Source organism: Pleomorphomonas oryzae DSM 16300 (assembly GCF_000422965.1).
Lineage (GTDB): Bacteria > Pseudomonadota > Alphaproteobacteria > Rhizobiales > Pleomorphomonadaceae > Pleomorphomonas > Pleomorphomonas oryzae.
On record NZ_AUHB01000011.1, the window covers coordinates 111986 to 130831 of the forward strand.

Genomic DNA, 18846 nt, shown 5'->3' on the forward strand with positions numbered 1-18846 from the left:
TCAGGCCCCCAGCGCTTGTTCGAGCGTCAGCCCGCCATCGATCGTCACGACCGCGCCGGTGATGTAGTCGGCCTTGTCCGAACAGAGATAGACGGCGAGAGAGGCGACCTCCTCGGCCTTGCCGGCGCGGCCCCAGGGAATGTGATCGTCCGCCGCGTCGAGGATCCTGGCATCGGCCTGCGCCTTGATGTTCATCGGCGTCAGGATCATGCCGGGCGCGATGGCGTTGATGCCGATCTTCAGCGGCCCGCATTCCACCGCCATGGTGCGGGTGAGGCTGTCGAGCCCTGCCTTGGCGGCGCAATAATCGGCGCCGCCATAGCGAACCGCGGTGGAGTGGATCGAGCTGATATTGACGATGCGCCCCGGCCTCTTCGCGTCGCTGAGGCCGCGCACGAAGGCGCGCGAGGTGAGGAAGGCGCCGGTCAGATCGGTGCGGATCAGCCTGTCCCACTGGGCGAGCGTCATGTCGACGACCGGCACGCCGCTCATGTTGAGCCCGGCGCTGTTGATCAGGATGTCGGGCAGGCCGAGTTCGGCGGTCACCGCCGCGAAGGCGCTCTCGACCAGGGCTTCATCGCCGACGTCGGCGTGGACGACCATCGCCTTGCCGCCGCTGGCAAGGATCGCGTCACGCACGGAGCCCGCCGCCGCGGCATCGGCATAGAAGGTGACCGCGACCGCCGCGCCCTCCGCCGCCAACGCTTTGGCTGAAGCAGCCCCAATGCCGGATTCGCCACCGGTGACGAGCGCAACACGGCCATCAAGCAATCCCATGGAGACCTCCGGCTGCGCCCCAGCCACCAATAGAACTCGCCACCTGCGGGGTGGTTCCCTCGGCACGCCGATCGATGGGGAGGCTTGAGCTGGCGGTGGTCTGAGGGCATGGTCTGCGGCCGAATTCTCTCGTCGGGGCAGGACAGCAAAACCGCTGGCACTTTTGCTGGAGTTGCTCAGTCCGCTCCGCTCCGGTTCTCGAAGCCGTCGCTATCTGCCGCACCCCAGCGAATTTCAAGGCCGGCTCTCGAGCAGACCCGCCTGACCAGAAACGACAAAGCGCCCGAACCGGTCAGGTTTCGAGCGCTCACGTCGTGGTCGGACTTGTCGGCTTTATGCCGTCAGATCCTCAGAGGACGATGCCACGGTTGCGGTTGCTGAGGTTACGCTCGCGGGCTTCGAGGTCGTAACGGTCGCCGGCTTCGTTGAGGTAGGCCAGATCGCGCTCAGCCTGGGTGGGAACGCGGAGGAGCTTGGCGGTACGCTTGAGGGTGGCGAACATTTCGGTTTTCCTTCTTCCAGACCGGAGGTTTCCGGCCTCTTTCTCTCGTTTCTTTTTGCACCCTCAATATAAGTCCGAATGCCCTTGCGACCTAATCGCAAGTTCTGAAGATCACCTTCAGATTCTCTATGGATGATGGATCGTCAGCGGAGTTGGGACGGAGGCCTCGAAGCCAGGCACAAGGAAAAGCCTTGGTTACTGGCTGGCCGGATACGGAAAACCGCCTTTGGAAACAGAAGTCGCTTTAGTTTTTCGGAACTGACGATCTTTGGTTGTACCCAGACAGGTAAGTTAAAGCACCCACTTGCGACCGACCAGAGAGTGGCTTCTTATCAAGTTTATCTAAAGCGTTGAATTCATGAAGATTTGTATCCGGAATAGTGAAGAAGATAGAAATCAAGTTTACGAACATATAAATACCACGCAGAACCAAGTCGTTATATATGGCCTACTTAAATGAAAAAAACTGGTCTCCGTCACAATTTTCATCTTTACGTTGCATCTTTTTCCGGACTTCTAGCGGTCTTTTTTCCTGATTTTTCGTTTGCAGACTCCTACAGTTTTACTGGCGTTCCATCGACAGATGTAACCTATGCTCCGTCCATATCTGCGGGAGTGAACACAAATATAACGTCCTATAGTTCGTCATTTAGGTGGATATATTCGCTTTATCCGTTCAGCGTTGGCTCTTCTGGAACCTATAGCCTTACATCGACGACAACGAGTGTCGTGAACACGACCTTCGTGCTGCATGGCACCTACACGCCGTCAACCACATTCCCGCCGACGACGCCGATTTCCCAGTTCATCGTGAGCGATTTCAGCGGCGGACTCACGGCGACGATTCCGAGCCTGCAGTTGGTCTCTGGGCAGACCTACAGCGTCCTTGTCGCTTACAATCAGACGACACCTGGGTCATACCCTTACACGGTCACACTGACCTTCAATGGCCCAGGTTGCGTGCAGATCAATACCAATGTCTGCGCTGCCGTGGTCACCGACAGGCAGATCGCCGAGGAACTGAAGCTTCAGGCAGCCCAGCAGGGCATGATGCTAAGTGATATGCAGAGCGATGCGATCGTCGGCCAGTTGCATCAGCGCATGGGACAATGGGGCGCCAACCGGGCGTCGGCCGCCGTCCCTCTTGCGCAGGCCTACGCCGACGAACCGCTGAACAAATATGCATCGCTGTTCGATAACGCGATGTCGCAGCAGGCCGCGCAATCGGGCTGGACGGCATGGGCCGATACCGGCGCCGACGGGCTGCGCACCAACTGGAACTCGGATGTTCGGGGCTATCAGGCCGCACAGCAGTTCGGTCTCGACTATCGCATGGCCAACGGGTGGGTCGCCGGCGCCAGCTTCGGCGGCAGCGTCTTCAAGAGCGACTTCGACAACGGCGGCGACCTGTCCGGCAGCGCCTACTGGATTTCGCCTTACCTCGGCATGCGCATCGACAACTGGCTGGTCACGCTCCAGACCGCCTATACCTATACCGACTACGACAGCTTCGACACCGGCACCGGCACTTCCGGGAAAACGCATGGCCAGCGGTTCAGCGGCTCCGTGTCCGTCTCCCGTCAGTTCGATCTGGGCCAGGATTTCTACGTTGTGCCGGAGGCCGTGCTAAGCGCCGGCCGCGAGCACATTTCCGATCTGTCGGGCGCGCAACAAGGCAGCGATCCAAGTTTCTTTTCGACAAAACTCGGCGGCGAACTCGGCTACAAGCTGCAGGGGGGCGGACACGTCTACGGTCTTGCCTATGCGGAATATACCAGCACCAACGCCGATGGTTCGGCGAGCTACCTCTCCACGGACTACGCATCGCAGGATTGGTCGGCGACCCTGGGCGGCGGGTTCGACGCGATGCTCGGCGAACGAGCCAAGCTGGGCCTTGAGGGTAAAGTGCGCGGCGTCGGATCCGAGCGCCTGGTTTATGGCGGGAATGCCCGACTGAGCCTGGATTTTTGAGCAACTGGCGTTGAGTTCGCCTTTACGGAAGGCGGCATCTTCATTCGAGCAGACCGCAGAAACGACAAAGCGCCCGAACCGGCCAGGTTTCGAGCGCTCACGTCGTGGTCAGGCTTGTCGGCTTTCCCGCCGTCGGATCCTCAGAGATCGAAGCCACGGTTGCCGCGGCGGCTGAGGTTGCGCTCGCGCGCTTCGAGGTCGTAACGGTCGCCGGCTTCGTTGAGGTAGGCCATGTCGCGCTCGGCCTGGGTGGGAACGCGGAGGAGCTTGGCGGTACGCTTGAGGGTGGCGAACATCTTAGGTTTTCCTTCTTCCAGACCGGAGGTTTCCGGTCTCTTTCTCTCATTTCTTTTTGCACCCTCAATATACGTCCGAGTGCCCGTGCGACCTAATCGCAAGTTCTGAAAGCCGCCTTCAGATTTCCTATGGGAACTGGTCCGCCGCGAGGGCAGCCTGGTCAGCCTGGCGGAAGCTGATGCCGAATACAATGATGTGCCAGTTGTCGAGGGATCTATTGGCGCCGCACTAAAAGCAACTTCCGCCGTCCTGTTTTCAAGGTAGGACCGAGAGAAGTTGGGTGCCCCGGTCAAATTATCTTCTTTGTATTCTTCGGTTGTAGAAGAATATCTGTGCTACTAGGAATAAATATCGATGCCAGAAACAATTTATTGACAAATATACTTTATATGAATCGAGGGATTTACGAGCGTTTACGACCCCCGTGCGATTGACTCTTGCAGTAGTCCTGGTCGGTCTCGCCAGACTTCGTAGAGGTGGGAATGCGCATTCGGCTCATCGTTCTGGCTGTGATCGCTCTGTGTCTGACGCCATTTCTGGTCGTGCAGCTCCTCGGCGCGCATAAGGAGAGAGCCGCCTCCATTCAGAGGGTGGAGCAGAGCCTGCAGGTTTCGATCGATCGCATTCGCGACCTTCTCGATGGCACGCAGGCCGATATCGAAAACATCTCGGCCAACATATCCATCAGTAGCGCCTATCAGAACACCTCGCCGGAAAGCTGCCGCAACCGCCTTCGGCGGGTGGCGAGCCTGTATGACAGCGTGGCGCATGTTTCCATCCTGACGCCTGAGGCCATCGTCTTTTGCTCGTCCATCGCCGGAGCCGAGGGCGTCCGGGCATCACATGACGGCAAACTCGTCAGAAGCCGGCACAACAACGATACGTTATGGGGAGAAACGCAGGTCAGCGGCATTTCCAATACGCTGGTGATCCCCTCCATGACCGCCATCCGCAATGACCTCGGCATCGACTACATGATCGTCGCTTCGATCGCGGCGAGCACGATGCTCAGCAAGGCTCTGGATTTGTTCGATGTTCCCCTGTCGGAAGCGGCCATTGTCGACGGTCAGGGAAAGGTGGTGACGTCGGAACAGTTCTCCACGTCGGAGTCGATCATTGGCGCCAATCTCATCCGGAGGAGCCTCGACATGCCCTCGGGCGTCTTTGCCGAGAACATGTCGGAGAAGGACGCCTATTATGTTGGCGTCGTGAAGTTCCCCATGAACAATTCCAGGCTCATCTTCCTGTCGCCGCTGAAGGAAGAATACGACAGGGCCAAGAACAGGTTGAAGGGGGCCATCATCCTGGCGCTCGTCGAAGTGTTCATCCTCGCGGCGCTGATGATGTTCTCAGCCGAGTTCTTCTTCGTGCGCAATCTCCGGCGCATCGGCGCCTTTGCCACCGAGATCACCGCCGGCAATCAGGATCGCCGGATCTCGGTCAAGTCGCCGCTTGCCGAGTTCAATGCGCTCGTCGCGGCGCTCAACCTGATGGTCGACAAGCTCGAGGATACCAGCCGGCAGGACGCGTTGACCGGCATCGCCAACCGGCGCGCGCTCGATGCCCATCTCACGCACTGCGATCAACAGCTCGCCGCGGGAAAGGGGCCGTTCGCGGTGGCCATGCTCGACATCGACAATTTCAAGCTGTTCAACGACCGGTTCGGCCACGCGGCCGGCGACAAGACCTTGCAGAGGGTCGGGGAGGCCTTGCGGCGGTTCACCAAGCGCCAGGGCGAGATGGCGGCCCGCTATGGCGGCGAGGAGTTCACGCTGGTGCTGAACGACTGCGATCCGGAGCGGCTGCTCGACCATCTCGAGGTTATCAGGCGGGCGGTAGAAGATCTCGACATCCCCCACCCGGATTCGCCCTACGGCCGCGTCACGGTGAGCCTCGGCTACACGGTAGCCAGCGCGGGGACGACCATGCACCAGGCGATCGAGCGCGCCGACGCGGCTCTCTACCGGTCGAAGGCCAATGGGCGGAACAGGATCAGCGCCGACGACGCGCCGGAGCTGAGCGCGGCTTAGCTCAGAGGGCGGTGTCGAACGGACGCAAGTGTCGGCGTCGAACTGCTAGCGTTTCCGGTGAAAACAGGTTCACCGAAACCGCTCTATCTCTTTGTTAAGGCGCAATTTCGGACGCAAAACCGGTTCCCACTTTTGCTGAAATTGCTCTAGGGCACCGTCGTCCCGACCTTCAGGCGTTCGACCTCTCGCCGGAGGCTGTCGACATCGAAAATGGGCCGTTTGTCGTCCGAGCCGCACTGCCCGCTCCAGCTGATTTCCAAGGCATCTTTGAGCTCCACCAGGGCGCGTCGGTTCTCGTGGAGTGCGCTCAGGATCAGTCCCCGCAGCGCCTTCGTCCGACAGTCAGGTGACCATGGCCTGTCGGTGTCGATCTCCTCAAGCGCCCCGACGAGGTCCCCGCTTTCGAGATTTTTCTTGGCGAGAGAGAGCCTGATCTCGTCGTGTAGCCCATCGCCGCCGATCATCGAGAAGTTCATCTGCTCCACGAAGGTTTCGATCTGACGAGCCTTCGTCGGATCGTCTTGGCGCAGTGCTTCCTCCGCCCGCGCCATCGCCTCATCGGCCGTCTCATAATTGGAGTTTCCGGTCGGCATCGCCTTTTTGATGTAGTCACTCCGGCAGTCGTCAAAATCGAAGATGCGTTGGACCGCCCGCCGCCAGTAGTCGCGCGGCATACTCCCTCCGAGGCGAACGGCTTCGGCCGTCCTGGACTTCATCTCGTCGAGGAAACTCTTTTCGAAGTTTGGCGTGATGGTGTTGAGACAGGCCGAGGCGGCACCGACGTAGAAGAACCAGTCCGTCCCCACGTCGTTCCAGGGCGCACTGTCGATGGCGGCCGATTTCGGAGGCCAGTCGATGCTCAGATACAGTTCGCCGGACCTCGGAGATACAAGCATGACCGGTCCGCGGACATACAGCTGTGCCCCTCCTGCCGTGAGGACACCCCTCGGTCCAAAGGTGCGGAGAAGCTCTTCATCGGGCATGTTCAACAGCTCGCTCAGGATCGCCGGTACGCGATCGAAGTCCATGATGCCTTTGGATTCCTTGAGGAAATTCGCGATGAACAGCCTGACAAGCGCGCTGCGCACTTCCCGGGCGGCGTGCACGGCCGGCAAGGCCTCGTCCTTTCGGGGCGGCACCAAGGTCCAGAGCGCGGCATCAAGTCGCGTGTCGGCTTCCGCGCCGCGCAGAAACTCGACCCAGTCGAACACCTTCGTCTCGATCTTTCGGCGCTGTTCCGCCGGCGCAGCGCGGTAGGTCTCGATGATCAGCCTGAGCTTGCGCTCCCGCTCGACGCGCGGGCCAAGCGGTGCGATCGGATCACGCGCTTGATCACCATGAACCCTCATCTGCGCTCTGACGCTGATGATGTCCAGGTAGCCGGGGACATCCCCGAGCTTGGCGCTCGGCGGCAAGCCTTGCGAGGACATCTTGTTGCGGACGTCAACGAGTGTCGCCATCAACTCCGCAAAGTTCTGGTCCGACAGGGCGTCGTTGCTGGCCGCGGTCTCGAACAGCGAGAGCGTCAACGCATCGAGGGCTTCATCCGCCGGCAGGTTCAGATAATCCTGGTTGAAAAGAGCCGGAAGCACGGCCAGCGATCCGATGATGACACAGACCGTGGCCCCAAGTTCCAACGCCGAAGCTGCGACTCCGAGGCCGGGAATCCGGCTTGATGCGACGAGAAACGCCCGGCGTGCATGTCCGAGCAGCCCGCGTTGATCGGCCGCGCGGACCAGAGCACCAAGTCGGACGAGATGATATTTGCCGACCAGCATGGCCGCCGCGATGCGCAGGCCGACAAGCATCACGATGCCGGCCAACAAGAGAAAGAGCAAATGGTTGAACTGGACGGTGAAAGCCAGAACGGCAAGGGCCGCGGAATAGGCGGACAGGGCGAAGCCGGCGCCCTTGAGACCGTAGGCGAACAGCGTGTCCGCCGGCAAGACCAGGCAGCGCATGTCGAAGCGGAACTGCCTGGAGGTCTTCTTCTTGCCGGACCTTGCGCCGGTGCGCTTGTCGAGCAGCAGGAGGTCGAGATCCGCCGCCGGCAACGCCCGCAGGGCGTCTTTCGGCTCACCATAGGAGTTCGAGGATCGCCGGTCGAGCAACTGGCGAGCCGCCTGCGCCTGCGCCAGCAAGAACTGATAGCGTTCGGCGGCCACAAGGCCGACCCTCTGCTCCAGCGTCGAGCCGGACCAGTTGAAGTGGCACTCTCGTTCGATCATGTCGACGAGCGCAGCATCCCCTTCTCCATGTTCAAAGGAGCCGACGTTCTCCAAGGGTCTTTGAACGCTGTCCGAAAGGATTGTCGACAGGCGCCCCGCGACTGCATCGTGAAAGACCCTGTTAGCCGCGATATCGAGGTCGGAAGCCCTGGCAAACAGCTCGGCCCATGCCGTGTTGGGCGCGCGAACGCTTGACCAGACCGGCCTCTCGGGCGCGAGGCGATTGAGCTCGTCAAGCAGCTCTTGCAACAGCGCATTCGGCGGGGCGCGATCGTCGGGCAAGTCCGGCAGGATGCGGTCCGCGACGGGATCGCCCACTGAAGCGCGCTCGGGCGGCTCGGTTGCCTGAGCGGGCTCCGGCTCGTTGTCATCGCTCCAGGACAGCTCTTCGATATCCTCCGGCGAAAGGACCACCGGCTGGCTGAGGCCGATCCGAAGGGCTTGCTCGCGCGCCTCGACCAGCCGCTGGAAACCGGCCGGGTCTTCGTCCGGACGACAGGTCTTGAGGCATCTCGCATAGGCCTTGAGGATCGCCCGCTCGTCGTCCGTCGGCTCGATCCCCAGAACGGACCAACACTCGCTCGTCTCTCCGAACAGCATCAGAAGCTGACCCCCATTTCAAACCGCTGAAGGGCTTCGGTGAACTGCTGGCGGACCTGCCTGAGGTCGCTGCGGGATTGATCCTCGATGCATTGCTCGAACCAGAAGATCAGCGCCTTGACCTGCTCTCGTTCCTCGCCGAGACAGTCGGCGTAGAGGCGCTCGGCATGCGCGATGAGCGCCCTGTTCTCCTGCTGATCACGCGGCAGGATCTTGATCGAGGCAAGCGCGGCAAAGCGCGCCGCCAACTCCTGATCGGTGAGGGTAGACTGGTTGCGGAACAGGCTGCGGACCAGCTTGCCCGTCGATACCACCTTGACCTCGACCTCGAGCGCGCCGTTGACGTCATAGGTATAGCGAACATCCACGGCTTCCTTGCCGGCCGGTGCCGGCGGCAGGGAGACCTCGATCTGGCCGATCAGGATGTTCTGCGAGGGACGGATGAACTCGCCCTGGAGGACATCGATCCTGATGACGGTTTGCCCGTCGCTGACCGTGTAATAGCGGTTCTCGCGACTGATCGGCACGATGGCGTTGCGCTCGATGATCGACGACATCACCGTTTCGTTGCGCGAGCGCCCGTCGACGACGGCCGTGCCGAGCGTGAAGGGGCACACGTCGGTCATGACGATTTCTTCAAGCCCGCCATCCCTGGTCTTGAGCGCCACCTGAACGGCGGTGCCGAGCGCGATGATGTGATCGGGCTTGGGATGCAGCAGCGGGAAACGCCGGAACAGCCGCGCCACGAGGTCGCGGACGAGCGGCATGCGCGACGCACCGCCCACCAGGACAACCTGATCGAGACGCGTGATATCGATGCGTGCGTCATGGATGGCCCGCTCGATCGGCGCCTTCATCCGGCGAATGAGCGGCTGGCACTGGGTCTCGAACTCGGAGCGGAGCAGGTCGCCCTTGATCGCCTTGCCGGCGATGATGAGCTCATAGTCGACGCTGAGGGCCTCGGAGAGCGCGCGCTTCAGCCGTTCGGCCTCGGCGAGCAACCGGGCCTTCTCGCTGCCGCCAAGATCACCGACGACCAGACCATGGCGCTCCGACAGCATGGCCAGGATCGCGTCGCGGAAGTCGTCGCCGCCGAGCCGGGAATCGCCGGCAGACGCCTTGATCTCCATGATGCCCTCGAACTTGTGCAGCAGCGACACGTCGAAGGTGCCGCCGCCGAGATCGAGAATGAGGAAGGTGCCCTCCTCGACATCTTCGAGGCCATGCGCGAGGGCAGCGGCCGTCGGCTCGTTGATAAGCCGCTCCACGTTCAGTCCGGCAAGATGCGCCGCATCGAGCGTCGCCTTGCGCTGGGTATCGTTGAAATAGGCGGGAACGGAAATGATGGCTTCGGACACCTCCTCGCCAAGTGCCGTCTCGGCATCAAGCTTCAGCGACCGCAGCACGAAGGCGGACAGCTCCTCCGCTCGCCAGGAATGGCTCCCAAGCTTGAAGATCTTGGCGCTGCCCATCGCCCGCTTGAACGACGCGGCGGTCCGATCCGGATGGGTGACGAGGCGATCGATGGCCGCCCGGCCAATCAACACCTCGCCGTTGTCGGCGATGCTGACAGCCGACGGCGTGAGGGCGTCACCAAGTGCGTTCGGCAGGGTTTGGGGACCGTCCTCAGTCCAGACCGCAACGAGAGAGTTCGACGTTCCGAGGTCGATGCCAATGACCGCCATTTTCCTACTTTTCCAATTTCGCCGCCTGCCTCAGCGCAGGCAAAATGCAGGGTTGCGCTTCCTCCCGGATGGAGGTCGCCGCTTGATGGTGTCGACCGATGAGCGATGCGGTACGGAGCAGGAGGGTGCCTGAGCATCCCACCACCGGTGCCTTGCTCGAGGGGAGCTTCGGCAAGCGCTACGGTGCCTTTCTGCCCGCCATGGAAAGCGGCGCACTCACGGCGAGTCACCTGGCAGTTCCCACAAGGGGATGCAACCTGGACGCTATTCCCTCTCGGTGTGGTGCTTGTCAAGATTGACGAGTCGGCAAGCCTGGCCAATCAGATCGTTTAGTGAACGGCTTGGTAATTTGGCGGAGGATTTTTGAGATGCCCGGACTGCCTGGTTATCGACTTCGTTGACCGGCAAGCGCGGGTGAGCGATCTCGGCAATGCGTGCCGGGATGGCGCTCGATACGACAAAGCGCCCGAACCGGTCAGGTATCGAGCGCTCAACGTCATGTCGTAAGTGTCGGCTTTATGCCGCTTCAGTCTCGCATCGGATTTTTCCGAAAACCACTTTTCGGTCCGATGCTCCGTCCTCAGAGGCCGATCGTCCGCGGGAAGGCGCGGCGGTCGAGGTAGCGCTCGCGGGCTTCGAGGTCGTAACGGTCGGTGGCTTGGTTGAGGTAGTCCATGTCGCGCTCGGCCTGGCTGGGGGCGCGAAGGAGCTGGGCAGTACGCTTGAGAGCGTTGAACATTTTCTTTTCCTTTTCCAGACCGGCATATTCCGGTCTCTTCTCTGTTTTCTCTGACATCCTCTATATAGACCCGGAAGCGCCTGAGACCTAATCGCAACTTCTGAAGGCCGCCTTCAGATTTTCTATAGGTGAAAACCCGTTGACGCCCCGATGCGGCCGTCTTCTCAACAAGATCGGCAAGATTGCGTCCTCGCCCCAAGCCGTCATATCTCGGCCTGGCCTTCCAGATAGAAGACGCAGCGTCCCTCCAGCTTCACCCGGTCGCCGACAAGGCGGCAGCCGATTTCGCCGCCGCGGCGGGACGCCTGACAGGCATGAAACGCCGTCTTGTTAAGCCGGGCAGCCCAGTAGGGCGCCAGCATGCAGTGGGCTCCGCCGGTGACGGGGTCTTCCGGGATACCTTTGGCCGGCGCGAAATAGCGACTGACAAAATCGTAGTCGCCGTCGCCCGGGGCCGTGACGATGACCCCCGGACGATCGAGACGGGCGATGGCGGCGAGGTCGGGCGCGAGGCCGCGTACCTCCTGGCTGTCGGCCAGAATGGCGAGATAATTGAATTCATTGCCGTAGACCGCTTCGGGAACCACGCCCAGGGCTTCGGCCAGTCCAGGCGGAGGCGGGATCTCGACCGATGGCCTTGCGGGGAAGTCCATCGCATAGCCATTGCCGGCTCGGATCACAGGAAGCGGGCCGCTCGCCGTTTGGAAGATCACCTCGTCAAGGTCCGGCTCCAGCCGCTCCATGACCACCGCCGCGCTCGCCAGCGTCGCATGGCCACACAGCGGAACCTCCACCGTCGGGGTGAACCAGCGCAGATGATACTGGCCGGCTTGCCAGATCAGGAAGGCGGTTTCGGCCAGGTTGTTCTCGGCGGCTATGGCCTGCATCGTCGCGTCAGCGGGAAAGCGCGGCAGAACCAATACGGCGGCGGGGTTTCCGGCAAACAGCCGATCGGTAAAGGCGTCGATCTGATAAATGGGCACGCGCACTTGGGAGCGCTCCTCGATCCGATTCAAAGGCGAGACAGTCCGGAGGCGCCTTAGAGCTTTGTTAAGACGCAGTTCCGGACGCAAAACCGGTTCCCACTTTTGCTGGAACTGCTCTAGGCCTCGATGTCGAAGTGCGCCACCTTGCCATCTCGCAAGCGGAACACGTGGCCGATCACGTTGGTCGCCAGCACCTTGCCCTGGAGATCGCGGACGGTTTGCTGAACCTCGACCTTGATGGCTCCGTCGTCCCTGCGCTCGAAGCCGACGGGCTCGACGTTTGGATCGATCATGGCCCATTGATGCGTCCAATAGGCGCGGATGGCCTCGCGTCCATAAACGTAGCCGCCCTCCATGCCATTGGCCCAAGCGACATTGTCGGTCAGGGCGGCGAGTACGCCGTCGATGTCGCGCATGTTGAACCGGTCGTAGAGGTCCTGCAGAAACGCGATGCTGTCATCCATGGTGCCTCGGTTGCGTAGGAGCTGTGACTTGCGAGATACGCGAGCGTGACAGGCAAAGTTCCAAACCTTATGACGCCGCCTCACCCCGCCGCCTTCTGCATGGCCAGCCACCGCCCCGGCGGCATGCCGAAGGCGCTGCGGAAATGGCGGGTGAAGTGGGCCTGATCGGCAAAGCCGGCGTCCAGCGCCGCGTCGGCGAGGCGGGTGCCCCGGGCGATCAGCCGCTTGGCGCGATCGAGCCGGCGCATCACCAGGAAGCGGTGCGGGCTGGTGCCGGTGAGGCGGCGGAACTGGCGCGCCAGCTCGTAGCGGTCGAGACCGGTGACCGCTTCCAACGTCTCTGAGCGGACGGCCTCCATGGCATGGGCTTCGAGATAGTCGCGGGCGCGGCGGACGGCCGCCTCGGCGGTGGCCGACGATCTTGTCTGCCTGAGTCCGGCCTGGCGGACGAGGCCAGCGGCGAGGCGCATCAACACGTCGTCCATCTGAAGGTCGCCGGGCTCGCCGTCGAGGTCGGCCAGGATGTCGGCCAGCGCCTGCCAGAGGCCGGCATCTTGCACCACGGGGTCGGCGACAAAGGGCAGGGCGCCGGGGGAGGCGCCCGTGGCGGCGATCATCTCCGGCGGCAGGTAGATCATGCGGTAGATGAGGCCAGCCTCGTCGCCGGCCGCGCCGTCGTGCAGCTCGTCGGGGTGCAGCACGATGACGTTGCCGGGCCGGCTGAACCGCTCGATGCCGCGATAGCGGAAAGTCTGCACGCCGTGCAGCGTCAGGCCCAGCGCGTAGGTGTCGTGGCGGTGCGGCGAGAAGCCGTTGCCGTGAAAGCGCGCCTCCAGCCGCTCGACACCGCCGTCGTCAATGGAAACGCGCAGCCCGTCGCTGAAGCGGCCGCACGAACGTTCAAGACCGGCGGCGGTGCCGGGCGCTAATGCGTCAGCTCTTTCGACCCCTCTCACGGAGTTTGCCGGCATGTTCGACACCAAGATCGCCCTCGTCGTCCGCGATGACCTCGCCACCTGGCAGAAGCTCAACGTCACCGCCTTCCTGACGAGCGGCATCGTCGCGCAAACGCCAACGATTATCGGTGAAGCCTACCGGGATGCGGCCGGTCATGTCTACAACCCGATGTCGATCCAGCCGATGGTGGTGCTGGTCGCCGACCAGGAAACGTTGCGCACCATCCATAAGCGGTCGTTGGAGCGCGGCGTGGTGACGTCGGCCTATGTCGAGGAAATGTTCTCGACCGGTCACGACGGCGCCAACCGCGAAGTGTTCGCCAAGTTCTCGCCGGAGGACGCCAAGCTGGTGGGCATCGCGATGCGGGCCGAGAAGAAGGTGGTCGACAAGATCACCAAGGGGGCGAAGATGCACCCGTGAGGGGAGCAATTTCGTCAATAAGTTGTAGTCGCCACTGGCGCGTGTTTCCAGCCGCACCATATGGAGGGCGGTGACAATCAGGCATACGCCAGAGGCATCAATGTATGACAAGGACCCGTCCGGCTTCCATGAAGCCTTGGGTTTATCGCGGTCCGCCGCACTGGAACAGATCTGGGCTCCCCATCGCAGCCCGGACTATGCGCCCGGCAGCGACGAGTCCGAGCAAGTTTCTGTCGGCCAACTTACCAACGACCCGAAGTTTTCAGAGGGGCAGGAAGCTGGCTCCAAGCGATCCCTTGGCGAGAAAATCATCGATGACATGGCGTACTCGCTGTTTGACGGAATAACGGACGCCCTGTTTTCCAACTGGTGACTCAGCAATAGGCCATGGTGGCGCGCTGCTCGCGCAGCGTCCATTAGAAGGCCGCTACAACCTATTGGCCGATTCCGAGACATATACGCACCACAGCGACCCCCGCCCTGAGGGACGGTAGGCCGGACGCGGCGAATGGCATCGGGATCTCGTCAATAGGTTGTAGACGCGACTCGCTTACGGTTGGCTCTCCGTCCATATCGGACGGCACCAACCGGCGAGTTTCCCGAGGCGGCGATGATCCACAACGACCCCATGGACCTTTACCGTGCCCTCGGGCTGACCTCATCGGCGACCATGGAGGAGATCGGCGCGGCTTTCAGAAAGCGGGCAAAGGAAACCCACCCGGACAGCACGGGACAGGCGTCGGCCGACGCGTTTCGCGAGATGTCAGACGCCTACGATATTCTGGGGGACCCGGTCCGCCGTCAAGAGTACGACAGAGTCGCCCGCGAGCTCTACGAAGAGCAGCAGGGGGGCCGGGAGGCAGTGCGGCTATCTGAGCCGTGGTCTGCACGGCCGTCCGCACGGCGGACAACGCGCTGGCCCATACGGGCCATCGCGCGCGTCTTGACGCTTCTGGTCGGCTGCGCGTTACTCGTTTGGGCGGCCATCGATATGAATGACGAAAGGAACGCCGAGATCGCACTTATCCATGAAAGAGAGGTGGACATCGAGCGGCGCTTTCCGACGTGCGCGAGCCCTCCTTTTGCCGGAACAATTTTGGGGGTCGAGGCGCAGAACGCTGGCTCGTATACTGTATTGCTTGAGAATAGTAGCTTGTATAACATTATCGCGAAGGTGCGAGATGTAAATTCTGGACAGGTCGTTGTGTCTTTCTATATACCGCGTGGGCGGTTGGTTTCATACGATTATCTTTCCGAAAAGAATTATAAAATACAGTATGCTTTTGGAACCAAGTTGGACGTCGAGTGCAGAAATTTGATAGAGCCTGTTGCAATCAGTGAAAATTTTATGGACTTTGACAAAAGTGGATCAGATAGGATCATCTACTATAGATTCGACTATCTTCCGCGCGACTATCCTGCCGACTATGGCCGCCATAGTCGTCCAGCTATCTATTACGTGCGAGTTCCGCTGCGGGAGTTTCTAAAACCCTAGGCGAAGCCGATATCTCTTGGAGTGGCTCAGACAGATGCCTAAGGAGGCCGTCACTGCGAAGGCGCGAAGGTGTTTCCGTTGAGCTTCCCCTCTATGCACTTCGTCCCAACAACGTCAACGTGAATCCCAACTCGGCATATATTCTTGCCATTTGGCGTGAAGCGCCTATATTCACGACAAATGACAGGACAGGCCATGCTGCTGCAACCCATCGAAACCACTCCGATCGAGCGTACCGAAAGCGCCGCCATCACCGACGAGGAAGCGGCGGCGCTGGCGCGGGCGACGGTCAATCTGTTCAAGGCGTGGAAGCTCAGCGATGCCGAGGCGACGACGCTGCTCGGCGGCCTGTCGACACGCACCTGGGCGCGCTGGAAGGAAGGCAGCATCGGGCGGATCGATCGTGATCTCCGCATGCGCATGGCGCACCTGATGGGCATCCACAAGGGGCTGCGCTACCTCTTCAAGGAGCCGGCGCGCGGCTATGAGTGGGTGCGCAAACCCAACGACACCTTCGACGGCAAGTCGGCGCTCGACCTGATGCTGCGTGGCGAACTGTCGGATCTCTCGGACATGCGCGCCTATCTCGACGCCGAGCGGGGCGCGTGGTGACCGACGCCGTCGGGGTTGTCAGGCGGCGGGTTACGTGGCCGAGAACCTATCGCATCATCCGCTCCATCCACCCGCCGATCGACCTGTTCGAGGATATCGCCGACCCGCATGACTGGGAGGCGCTGGCCGCCGTCGAGGCGAAAACCAATCCGCGCGTGCGCGGCCTGATCGGCGATCTCGGCAAGGTGCCAAAGTGGAGGCGGGTCGGCGGCCCCAACGCCAGCTATCTGATGGCGCCCTTCGTCCATTGCTCGCCGCTCAGGCCCGGCCGCTTCACCGACGGCAGCTATGGCCTCTACTATGCCGGCGACAGCGAGGACGTGGCGATCGCCGAGACGATCTATCACCACCAGCGCTTCATGGCGGCGACCCGGGAAGCGCCGGGCTGGACGTCGGATTTCCGGGTGCTGGTGGGGGCGGTCGACGCCGATCTCGACGACGTCAGCGCCGTGCCGGGCGCGCTCGATCCGGACGATTACGCCGCCTCGCAAGCGCTGGGGCGGCAGTTGCGCGGCGCCGGCAGCGACGGCGTGGTCTATCCGAGCGTGCGCCGGACCGGCGGCTGGTGCATCGGCATCTTCTGGCCCGACGTGATCCCCATCCCCGTTCAGGGCGCCCACTATTGCTACCACTGGAACGGCACGCGGGTGGACTTCGTCAAGCGCTACGAGGCGGACGAGACGAACACGGTGTTCGAGGTGGTGTGAGGCAGACGGCTCGACCAGCGCGACCTCCCGCCGAAATTTTCGGGACAAAGGCCGGCCTCCCCTTGTGCGGTGAGGGTCATTTCTGCTGAATTCCGGAACCACCACTTCGCGGGTACGCCATGGTCGCCGGTCCTATGCCTGTCCTCTGTCGTTCCCTCTGGCTCGCGGCGTTTTTGGCCACATTGTCCGGCCCAGCCTTGGCCTTCGGCGAGGACTACTACACCAGCGACAAGGTCTATGACAAAGACGGCAAGTGGACGATTTCGGTCAACACCACCCGCAAGTCCTGCCTGATGCATATGGCCTATGACGACGATACCGTCATCGAGGTCGGCGGTGACCACAGCGAGGACGAGTTCTCCTATTTCCTCATGTTCGGCAACGAGTCCTGGGCCTACGAGGAGGACGAGGACTATGGCGTCATCGTCAAGTACGACCGGCGCAGCACCTGGACCGGCGATGGCGTCGGCGTGAAGGTCAACGATTACAAGGGCGTCGCCGTCGAGGGCGTGAAGGAGGAGGCCGTTGAGGAGTTTGCCGGCGGCAGCAGGCTGAACCTCAAGATTGGCCGCCACGATTACGGCAATTACAGTCTGTCCGGCACGCAGAAGGGCCTCGCCAAGCTACGCGAATGTATCGCCGCCGTGGATGACGGCAGCATTTCGCTGAAGGCGATCGACGACAGCTATCAGGCAGACGCCAGCCCGACACCATCACGACCGGACAAGAGCCATCGCGGGAACACGACGACCGGTGGCGTTCGCGACGACGCGCCGAGCGACAAGACGGAGCCGAGCGACAAGACGGAGCCCACCATTGCCTCCGGCACCGGATTCTTCGTCGACGATGCCGGCCATCTCCTGACTAACGCGCATGTGGTGGAAGGCTGCAGCAAGGCAACGCTCAGGCTCGGCAAGGACCACACCGAGCCCGCCACCATCGTGGCGCGGGAGACAACCAAGGATCTCGCGCTTCTGAAGATGCGCGGCCAGAGCCCTGCCGTCGCCAAGTTCCGCGCCGCGCCGCCGATCCGCCTGGGAGATTCGGTGGTGGTGTTCGGCTACCCACTGACGGGTTATCTGTCGAGCAGCGGCAACCTCTCCACCGGCCTGGTGGCGTCGCTGGCCGGTACCGAGGACAACGAGGCGGAGATGCAGATCTCGGCACCCGTCCAGAGCGGCAACAGCGGCGGCGCGGTGGTCGATCAATCGGGCCATGTCGTCGGCGTCGTCGTTGCCAAGTCGAACATCCAGACCATCGAAAACGACGACATCGAGGTGATCCAGAACGCCAACTTCGCCATCAAGGCCGACGTGGCCAAGGCTTTCCTCGACGATCATTTCGTCGCCTATAAGAGCGAAGCGCCGGGCGATGACCTGAAGACGCCCGATGTCGCGGAGATCGCCCGTGCCTTCAGCGCCCAGGTGACCTGCGAGGTGACGGAGTAGCACCCCTCACGCCGCCACCGATTTCTCGCGCGAGGCCTTGATGTCGCGGCCGGGCGGCTGGCCGAACAGGCGGGCGTATTCGCGGGTGAACTGCTGCACGCTTTCGTAGCCCACCTCGTAGGCGGCGAGGCTGGCGCTCCGGCCTTCCGACAGCATCAGGCGGCGGGCTTCAATGAGGCGCAGTTGCTTCTGGAACTGCAGCGGCGACAGTGAGGTGATCGCCTTGAAATGCTGGTGGAAGGCCGAGGGGCTGAGACCGGCGATATCGGCCAGCCGCTCCACGCGGATGGGCGCGGCGAACTCGGCGCGCAGCACGGCGATGGCGCGGGAGATCCGCTGGGCGTGGCTGTCCTTGACGCCGAGGCTGCGCATGGCGCCGCCGTGCCGGCCGGCAAGGAGCCAGTAATGCAATTCGCGCAGCAGCTGGTTGCCGAGAACGGCCAGCGAGGCGGGGCGATCGAGCAGGCGCATCAGGCGGAGCGCGGCATCTGCCACTTCGGCATCGGTCGGCTCGACGCGGACGGCCGGGCCGAGCGGCGAGGGGGCGGCGGCCATTTCGATGGCGAGTTCCTCGACGAGGCCGAGGTCGAGCTCCAGCACCAGCGAAAAATAGGGCACGGCCGGGCTGGCCTCGGTGATCTGGCTGACGGTGGGCACGTCGGCGGAGATCAGCAGCGATGCGCCGGCGCCGAAATCGAGCGTCTCCGGGCCGATGGTCACCCGCTTCTCGCCCTGCAGTACCAGCGCCACCAGGGGGCGGTTGATGGCATATTGCAGCGCGCTGGGCATGGTGGCGCGGATGACGGCAAGGCCGGGGATCGGCGTCGGCGCGACACCCGAGGCGTCGGCATGGACGGCGGCATGGCGGCGGACGGCGGAGAGCAGCGTTTCGGTCATAGGAGAAAAGTAGGCACGACGGGCTGATGCG

Annotated in this window: 18 protein-coding genes; 8 read left to right on the plus strand and 10 right to left on the minus strand. The window is 62.3% G+C overall.

What is annotated here, in order from left to right:
- Window positions 1-777 carry an SDR family NAD(P)-dependent oxidoreductase gene (locus G522_RS0117970; protein ID WP_036839891.1) on the minus strand — a complete coding sequence of 259 codons (777 nt, stop codon included), beginning with the start codon at window positions 775-777 and terminating at the stop codon, window positions 1-3.
- A 349-nt stretch (window positions 778-1126) separates the two neighbouring features.
- Window positions 1127-1279 carry a DUF3563 domain-containing protein gene (locus tag G522_RS30110; RefSeq protein WP_156886983.1) on the minus strand — a complete coding sequence of 51 codons (153 nt, stop codon included), beginning with the start codon at window positions 1277-1279 and terminating at the stop codon, window positions 1127-1129.
- Between the two features lie 729 nt (window positions 1280-2008).
- Here G522_RS30110 and G522_RS0117980 point away from each other — a divergent pair.
- Window positions 2009-3250 (plus strand): autotransporter outer membrane beta-barrel domain-containing protein, encoded by a 1242-nt coding sequence (locus tag G522_RS0117980; RefSeq protein ID WP_026792235.1) that lies wholly within the window; start codon window positions 2009-2011, stop codon window positions 3248-3250.
- A gap of 140 nt (window positions 3251-3390) precedes the next feature.
- On the opposite strand, the gene G522_RS30115 is transcribed toward G522_RS0117980, so the two are convergent.
- Complete coding sequence (locus G522_RS30115; protein ID WP_156886984.1) at window positions 3391-3546, minus strand: DUF3563 domain-containing protein; 156 nt, start codon at window positions 3544-3546, stop codon at window positions 3391-3393.
- 483 nt (window positions 3547-4029) lie between these two features.
- Between G522_RS30115 and G522_RS29150 the strand changes: the two genes are divergently transcribed.
- The gene (locus G522_RS29150) at window positions 4030-5577 is read left to right on the plus strand and encodes a sensor domain-containing diguanylate cyclase (protein ID WP_051228781.1); all 1548 of its coding nucleotides are present in this window, start codon (window positions 4030-4032) and stop codon (window positions 5575-5577) included.
- A gap of 146 nt (window positions 5578-5723) precedes the next feature.
- On the opposite strand, the gene G522_RS0117995 is transcribed toward G522_RS29150, so the two are convergent.
- The 6 genes from G522_RS0117995 to G522_RS0118020 form a co-directional block, all read right to left on the minus strand.
- The gene (locus G522_RS0117995; RefSeq protein WP_026792236.1) at window positions 5724-8405 is read right to left on the minus strand and encodes a hypothetical protein; all 2682 of its coding nucleotides are present in this window, start codon (window positions 8403-8405) and stop codon (window positions 5724-5726) included.
- Window positions 8405-10090 (minus strand): molecular chaperone HscC, encoded by a 1686-nt coding sequence (locus G522_RS0118000; RefSeq protein WP_026792237.1) that lies wholly within the window; start codon window positions 10088-10090, stop codon window positions 8405-8407. The genes G522_RS0117995 and G522_RS0118000 overlap by 1 nt, the downstream gene beginning before the upstream one ends.
- A 580-nt stretch (window positions 10091-10670) precedes the next feature.
- Window positions 10671-10829, minus strand: a complete 159-nt coding sequence (locus tag G522_RS30120) for a DUF3563 family protein (protein WP_156886985.1) — start codon at window positions 10827-10829, stop codon at window positions 10671-10673.
- A 203-nt stretch (window positions 10830-11032) separates the two neighbouring features.
- On the minus strand, window positions 11033-11818 hold the full coding sequence (locus G522_RS0118010) for a PhzF family phenazine biosynthesis protein (protein ID WP_026792238.1): 786 nt from the start codon (window positions 11816-11818) through the stop codon (window positions 11033-11035).
- A gap of 113 nt (window positions 11819-11931) precedes the next feature.
- A complete protein-coding gene (locus G522_RS0118015) occupies window positions 11932-12279 on the minus strand; it encodes a nuclear transport factor 2 family protein (RefSeq protein WP_026792239.1) in 348 nt (115 codons plus the stop codon).
- 80 nt (window positions 12280-12359) lie between these two features.
- On the minus strand, window positions 12360-13250 hold the full coding sequence (locus G522_RS0118020) for an AraC family transcriptional regulator (RefSeq protein WP_026792240.1): 891 nt from the start codon (window positions 13248-13250) through the stop codon (window positions 12360-12362).
- Between G522_RS0118020 and G522_RS0118025 the strand changes: the two genes are divergently transcribed.
- From G522_RS0118025 to G522_RS29160, 6 genes are all read left to right on the plus strand, one after another.
- Window positions 13249-13656, plus strand: coding sequence for a DUF2000 family protein (locus G522_RS0118025; protein ID WP_026792241.1), 408 nt, complete (start codon window positions 13249-13251; stop codon window positions 13654-13656). The two genes, G522_RS0118020 and G522_RS0118025, sit on opposite strands and share 2 nt — an antisense overlap.
- A 100-nt stretch (window positions 13657-13756) precedes the next feature.
- Window positions 13757-14029 carry a hypothetical protein gene (locus G522_RS0118030; protein ID WP_026792242.1) on the plus strand — a complete coding sequence of 91 codons (273 nt, stop codon included), beginning with the start codon at window positions 13757-13759 and terminating at the stop codon, window positions 14027-14029.
- A gap of 237 nt (window positions 14030-14266) precedes the next feature.
- Window positions 14267-15151, plus strand: coding sequence for a J domain-containing protein (locus G522_RS29155; RefSeq protein ID WP_051228783.1), 885 nt, complete (start codon window positions 14267-14269; stop codon window positions 15149-15151).
- A gap of 195 nt (window positions 15152-15346) precedes the next feature.
- Window positions 15347-15763: an MbcA/ParS/Xre antitoxin family protein gene (locus G522_RS0118040; protein WP_026792243.1), complete on the plus strand. Its 417-nt coding sequence runs from the start codon at window positions 15347-15349 to the stop codon at window positions 15761-15763.
- Window positions 15760-16470 carry an RES family NAD+ phosphorylase gene (locus tag G522_RS0118045; RefSeq protein ID WP_026792244.1) on the plus strand — a complete coding sequence of 237 codons (711 nt, stop codon included), beginning with the start codon at window positions 15760-15762 and terminating at the stop codon, window positions 16468-16470. Before G522_RS0118040 ends, G522_RS0118045 begins: the two co-directional genes overlap by 4 nt.
- Before the next feature lie 173 nt (window positions 16471-16643).
- The gene (locus G522_RS29160; RefSeq protein ID WP_169453552.1) at window positions 16644-17918 is read left to right on the plus strand and encodes a S1C family serine protease; all 1275 of its coding nucleotides are present in this window, start codon (window positions 16644-16646) and stop codon (window positions 17916-17918) included.
- 6 nt (window positions 17919-17924) lie between these two features.
- Here G522_RS29160 and G522_RS0118055 read toward each other — a convergent pair whose 3' ends face one another.
- Entirely contained in the window at window positions 17925-18815 is an 891-nt protein-coding gene (locus G522_RS0118055) for an AraC family transcriptional regulator (protein ID WP_026792245.1), read from the minus strand.
- Window positions 18816-18846 lie beyond the last annotated feature (31 nt).

Coding starts and splice junctions, on each gene's coding strand:
- G522_RS0117970 (WP_036839891.1), bottom strand. CDS start 777: ATGGGATTGCTTGATGGCCGTGTTGCGCTCGTCACCGGTGGCGAATCC.
- G522_RS30110 (WP_156886983.1), bottom strand. CDS start 1,279: ATGTTCGCCACCCTCAAGCGTACCGCCAAGCTCCTCCGCGTTCCCACC.
- G522_RS30115 (WP_156886984.1), bottom strand. CDS start 3,546: ATGTTCGCCACCCTCAAGCGTACCGCCAAGCTCCTCCGCGTTCCCACC.
- G522_RS29150 (WP_051228781.1), top strand. CDS start 4,030: ATGCGCATTCGGCTCATCGTTCTGGCTGTGATCGCTCTGTGTCTGACG.
- G522_RS0117995 (WP_026792236.1), bottom strand. CDS start 8,405: ATGCTGTTCGGAGAGACGAGCGAGTGTTGGTCCGTTCTGGGGATCGAG.
- G522_RS0118000 (WP_026792237.1), bottom strand. CDS start 10,090: ATGGCGGTCATTGGCATCGACCTCGGAACGTCGAACTCTCTCGTTGCG.
- G522_RS30120 (WP_156886985.1), bottom strand. CDS start 10,829: ATGTTCAACGCTCTCAAGCGTACTGCCCAGCTCCTTCGCGCCCCCAGC.
- G522_RS0118015 (WP_026792239.1), bottom strand. CDS start 12,279: ATGGATGACAGCATCGCGTTTCTGCAGGACCTCTACGACCGGTTCAAC.
- G522_RS0118025 (WP_026792241.1), top strand. CDS start 13,249: ATGTTCGACACCAAGATCGCCCTCGTCGTCCGCGATGACCTCGCCACC.
- G522_RS0118020 (WP_026792240.1), bottom strand. CDS start 13,250: ATGCCGGCAAACTCCGTGAGAGGGGTCGAAAGAGCTGACGCATTAGCG.
- G522_RS0118030 (WP_026792242.1), top strand. CDS start 13,757: ATGTATGACAAGGACCCGTCCGGCTTCCATGAAGCCTTGGGTTTATCG.
- G522_RS29155 (WP_051228783.1), top strand. CDS start 14,267: ATGATCCACAACGACCCCATGGACCTTTACCGTGCCCTCGGGCTGACC.
- G522_RS0118040 (WP_026792243.1), top strand. CDS start 15,347: ATGCTGCTGCAACCCATCGAAACCACTCCGATCGAGCGTACCGAAAGC.
- G522_RS0118055 (WP_026792245.1), bottom strand. CDS start 18,815: ATGACCGAAACGCTGCTCTCCGCCGTCCGCCGCCATGCCGCCGTCCAT.